The organism is Allocoleopsis sp., from assembly GCF_036703385.1.
In the GTDB taxonomy this organism is placed as follows: Bacteria; Cyanobacteriota; Cyanobacteriia; order Cyanobacteriales; family Coleofasciculaceae; genus Allocoleopsis.
Genome location: NZ_DATNPA010000284.1, coordinates 1 through 4115, shown reverse-complemented (window position 1 = coordinate 4115; position 4115 = coordinate 1). Strand labels below are relative to the sequence as shown.

The following is a 4115-nucleotide window of genomic DNA, read 5'->3' as shown; positions in this document are numbered from 1 at the left end:
AACCCCTCTCCAGCCTTCGCGAGTAACGGAGAGGGAGCGAGAGTATTTTTTTACTGCCCCTGCTGTTGGGGGACTATTTAGAGGTTTTGCTGTCGCTAACTGAGCCGATTTGCCAGAATTAACTCAGCGCTTGGGTTTGATTCTCTTCTTCTTTCTCCTTGGGAGGGTCAAAGATAATCTCAAACTCAGCGTTTGGGATGAACAGATGCAACAGTCTTTTGTGGTCGTGGGCGTCTTGGCGGTTGCGGAAACGAGCAACGATGATGGTTTGTGCGTTGGGCAAAAGACGCGCAATTGCCCAAGGGCGATTCCCTTCGGGATAGCTTCGCTTAACGCTTTGATTACTTAAAAGTTTTACCATTGGTAGAGTCTCCTTGTATTAAGGAGCCAGAAGCCAGCAGGAAGCCGAGCAAACTTAACGGCTGGCTTCTGACCTGAGATTTGCGAAAAAGTGAACTCACCTGTGTTTGAGAGGGTTTAGCTGTGATAGCCACCCTGAACTGGTGATGAGCCATAGCATATCATAATTACATGAATTCTTGATTTCATGAATTCATGAGTAGAAGGTAGTAATGAGTACGTATGCGACAATAGGCTCGAAGATGACAAAAGTATCAGTGGTAACTAAGCGCGACGACCCGAATTATTCTCAAGTAAGTGGCTATGTGCCGAAGGACTTGGCGCGTCGTTTTAGGATTGCCTGTAGTTCTGAGGAAATCAGTCAAAGTGAAGCGTTGGAGAAAGCGTTAGAGCAATGGCTGGAAAAGGACAACCCCTCACCTACAAAGAAGGGCAAGAGCGAGGAATGAGGCGATCTTACAATAGCGGCTTTCTGCGTCAATTAGTGAAGTGACGGCGGAAGCGGGGGTCGAGGTGATGTTGTTTCTGCTGGTTACAGGGAAGGCAGAGAGTCTGCAAATTACTGATATCATTTTGACCACCACGAGCTAGGGGAATAATGTGGTCAATCGTTAGTTGAGTGTCTAGCTTTGTTTTGCCGCAGCTTTTGCACAGATAGCGATCGCGTTCAAACACATAGTTCCTCACTTCCGGAGGAATGGGAATTCTAGGGGTTTTAGCCATAAATTTTTCTTCGCTAACTATCCTTGGGCATCATCTGTCGCAGGTCGTCAAGTGGCGATTCTAGTTTACTAGCTCCTAGTTCATTGCTTGCTGGTATTTCTTCAGTTTCAGGCTCATCAGGCAAAAGTTCTAAGGTTATTCTTATTCTAAGTTTTCCTGTTTTCCAACCCTTAGCACCCGGCTTCAGAAATTCCAAATTTACACCTTGTTCATACCACTGATCAAAATTGCCCGGTATTCCTCCTCGTTTATTTAAAATATTTCTTAATTGGTCTAAACCTACTGGTTGTAACCCTTCCTTCACTGCTTTCATAAAGTCACTTACTTTGAGCATAGAACAGGGAAATCCTAAAACGGTATCTTTATCTTCATGCTCGTCGTCTAAACGCTGAAATTTTCTTTCCATATCAATCTCCAATTTTTGATTTGAAACTAGTTTGCTAAATATTATAATTCACCCTTATGGAATTTACGATGTATAGATATTCTATTGATTCCAACTCAATGGTACTTTGTCAACCCACCAGGTAATTGATTCCCTGGTGGTTGAGTGGGGAAGTGAAAGATATTAATAAACATCTTCACCTCACAACCCGACTTACTCAGTATCTTCTACATCAACAGAGTCAGACCCAACGGTAAAACTCGAGCTAAAATCTAAAGCTTCTGATTCAAAAGAACTTGGTATTGCCGTCAAATCAGATTCTCCAACCATAGGTAGCTGATACCTGTTTAACAACATTCCTTGCAAACAGCTATTGATTCCAGTAATCGCTTGGTTATAATCAGCAATTTTCTGCTCTACTTCATCCTGCAATTTACGATTATGCTTAATTTTTTCCTCTGCTTCTTTTTCCAAAGTTTGCTCTAAATACGCACGCGCCTTGGGATATTGCTGCAAGATTGTCTCTGCCTGCTCATCAGCCATTGGCAATAGTTGCGTTTTGAGAGTTTGGTTAATCGTTTGGCGGAAACTGCGCCGGATAGTTTGATCAATCTTTGGCTCGAAATCTAACTTGAGTAATTGCCGAATGGCGGGTTCGGCTTCAATCATGCTTTCGGCGTCATAACCTTGGGACGTTTGCTGCAAGGTTTGCCGAAATTGATAGATTGAAAACGTGCCTTCATCGTAAAAACGAGGGCTTTCTCGGACAAAGCGATCGCACTCCGTCCTCGCCGCACTCACCAAAGCGTCCGAAACCCGCTTTTCCACCCCCTTTAGCTTTTGCTCAATTCCGCCATCATTCCCCAACAATCGATAAAGTTGACTGTAGTAATCTGCACGGCGCACTCGCTCAATTAAGTATCGGAAAAAGCTAGACACTACCTGTTGTGAAGATTTCACCAAAACATCCTCTAGTTCATTAGCCAGGTAATAAAGCGCTTCTACTAAAACAGCAATTAGAGGTGCTGTAGCGTTGCGAGGATGGCTACGAGTCGCACGACTGTAGGCTTCTGCAACTGAAAACGTGTGCAGCAATTCATCAAGGCGTTGAATCATGTCAGTTTGCAGTTGGCGAAAATCTGCCTCAAAGGTGGGGCAAGCGTTATTCACTGCCAGATTCATCTCCTCATCAATGTGACGGCAAAACTCTTTCCCAACTTGTTGAAGTTCCTGATTGAGGTGTTCCAACTCCTGTGCTTTCATCGCCTCAATTTCACGGGGTTGGCTATCCAAATTCCGGTGAACGCTCAGGTAGTGTTTCTTCAAGCCAATGCACAATGGTTGTAAATCATCAGCCAAATTCGCAAATAATTGAGGGCGCTTTTCTTCCATGAGATAGCGTGTAATTGCCGCACGAAACTCTTCAATACCGCTGTCTTGAATGAGCTGTTCAATCAGGGGTGTTCCTTGTTCCGTCAGAATGCGTACATAGTTTTCATTCGGTGTTTCATAACTATTGACGGAAATTCGGAACCGACTGGGAGATAGCTTGCCAGAGTTGGCACAGTAGCGAAGAAACTCATTAACAAATTGTGGGGTATCTTCCCCTCCAACTGTGTTTTTTACCGTCTCAGCAAAGATAGAATCTAAACCAAAGCGAAATTCCTTAGGAACCGCTTCGCTAACGCCTCCACTCGTTCCTTTAATCTGACTCCCATAAAAGCCAAGTAATCCACTGGTTTTATAAACCCTGTCAGCAGACGTATCTCGAAACTGGGTGCTAATTAAACTATCCAATCGTTGCCGCAGTTGGCTGTTATACCAGGTTTCATCAACGCGATTGAAAATATAAAAGACGCGATCGCGAATTCCTGGATTCCCCCGCATCTTCTCGATCAGTTCCGTTTCTTCCGTCGTCATATCGCCAGCAGACGCGGGTTTGAGCACGCATACCACTGCCGAAGTCTCCGAAGCTTCAATTTTCCGATACGTCAGTTCCGCATCCCTCTGCACTGGTGCATCAATCCCCGGTGTATCAATCAGGACGTTGCCATCTTGCAATAGGGGATGATGGCAGTAATACTCAATTCGCTTAAGAACCGCACTATTACTACCGCGACGAGCATATCCAGCCGCTTCTAGGAGATTCGAGAAGTGGAACTGCTCCATTGAGTAGGTGGCATTGTTCAGGGTGTTGATGCGATCGCGATTGGCGATAAACCCTTTCAGCAACAAATCCAGCGCCTTTGCCTGCTTTGCTCTCTCTGATTTACTCTCCCCGCCTTCCTGCTGGAGAACCAGCATACATCCCTGGCGTAGTAAATCAATCGCTTCAGGTTGATTGATATTAGCTGCCGCTAATCCTAAGCGCTGACACAACGCCACCACCTGTTCCCGAATTTCCACTTCGCTCAAAAACGTCAGCACCACTCGTTCTCGATCCGGTTCGGCATGGGCAATGTAACATTCCGTTCCTGTCGCGTGTCCCTCGGCACTGTAGAGCAATTCTCGCTCCAGCAACGCATTGATCAGCATCGACTTCCCTGCACTAAACGCCCCGGCAAAGACAATCTCGAAGGTGGGTGCGATCGCCTTTCGCAAAGAAGCATGAACCGCCGTCACATCATCCTGCAACGCTCGTAGAGAT

General features: G+C 45.5%; 5 protein-coding genes. 1 reads left to right on the top strand and 4 read right to left on the bottom strand.

Annotation, left to right across the window (positions count from 1 at the left end; genetic code table 11):
- Positions 1-118 precede the first annotated feature (118 nt).
- Positions 119-361, bottom strand: coding sequence for a hypothetical protein (locus V6C93_RS13700; RefSeq protein ID WP_333477214.1), 243 nt, complete (start codon positions 359-361; stop codon positions 119-121).
- 241 nt (positions 362-602) lie between these two features.
- Here V6C93_RS13700 and V6C93_RS13695 point away from each other — a divergent pair, with 241 nt between their 5' ends.
- Positions 603-809 carry a hypothetical protein gene (locus V6C93_RS13695; RefSeq protein ID WP_333477213.1) on the top strand — a complete coding sequence of 69 codons (207 nt, stop codon included), beginning with the start codon at positions 603-605 and terminating at the stop codon, positions 807-809.
- A gap of 28 nt (positions 810-837) precedes the next feature.
- On the opposite strand, the gene V6C93_RS13690 is transcribed toward V6C93_RS13695, so the two are convergent.
- The 3 genes from V6C93_RS13690 to V6C93_RS13680 all read right to left on the bottom strand — a co-directional run.
- On the bottom strand, positions 838-1083 hold the full coding sequence (locus V6C93_RS13690) for an HNH endonuclease (protein ID WP_333477212.1): 246 nt from the start codon (positions 1081-1083) through the stop codon (positions 838-840).
- A 13-nt stretch (positions 1084-1096) separates the two neighbouring features.
- Complete coding sequence (locus tag V6C93_RS13685) at positions 1097-1489, bottom strand: KGK domain-containing protein (RefSeq protein WP_333477211.1); 393 nt, start codon at positions 1487-1489, stop codon at positions 1097-1099.
- A 192-nt stretch (positions 1490-1681) separates the two neighbouring features.
- The coding region (locus tag V6C93_RS13680; RefSeq protein WP_333477210.1) for a dynamin-like GTPase family protein at positions 1682-4115 on the bottom strand (2434 nt) is incomplete at its 5' end.

Coding starts and splice junctions, on each gene's coding strand:
- V6C93_RS13700 (WP_333477214.1), bottom strand. CDS start 361: ATGGTAAAACTTTTAAGTAATCAAAGCGTTAAGCGAAGCTATCCCGAA.
- V6C93_RS13690 (WP_333477212.1), bottom strand. CDS start 1,083: ATGGCTAAAACCCCTAGAATTCCCATTCCTCCGGAAGTGAGGAACTAT.
- V6C93_RS13695 (WP_333477213.1), top strand. CDS start 603: ATGACAAAAGTATCAGTGGTAACTAAGCGCGACGACCCGAATTATTCT.
- V6C93_RS13685 (WP_333477211.1), bottom strand. CDS start 1,489: ATGGAAAGAAAATTTCAGCGTTTAGACGACGAGCATGAAGATAAAGAT.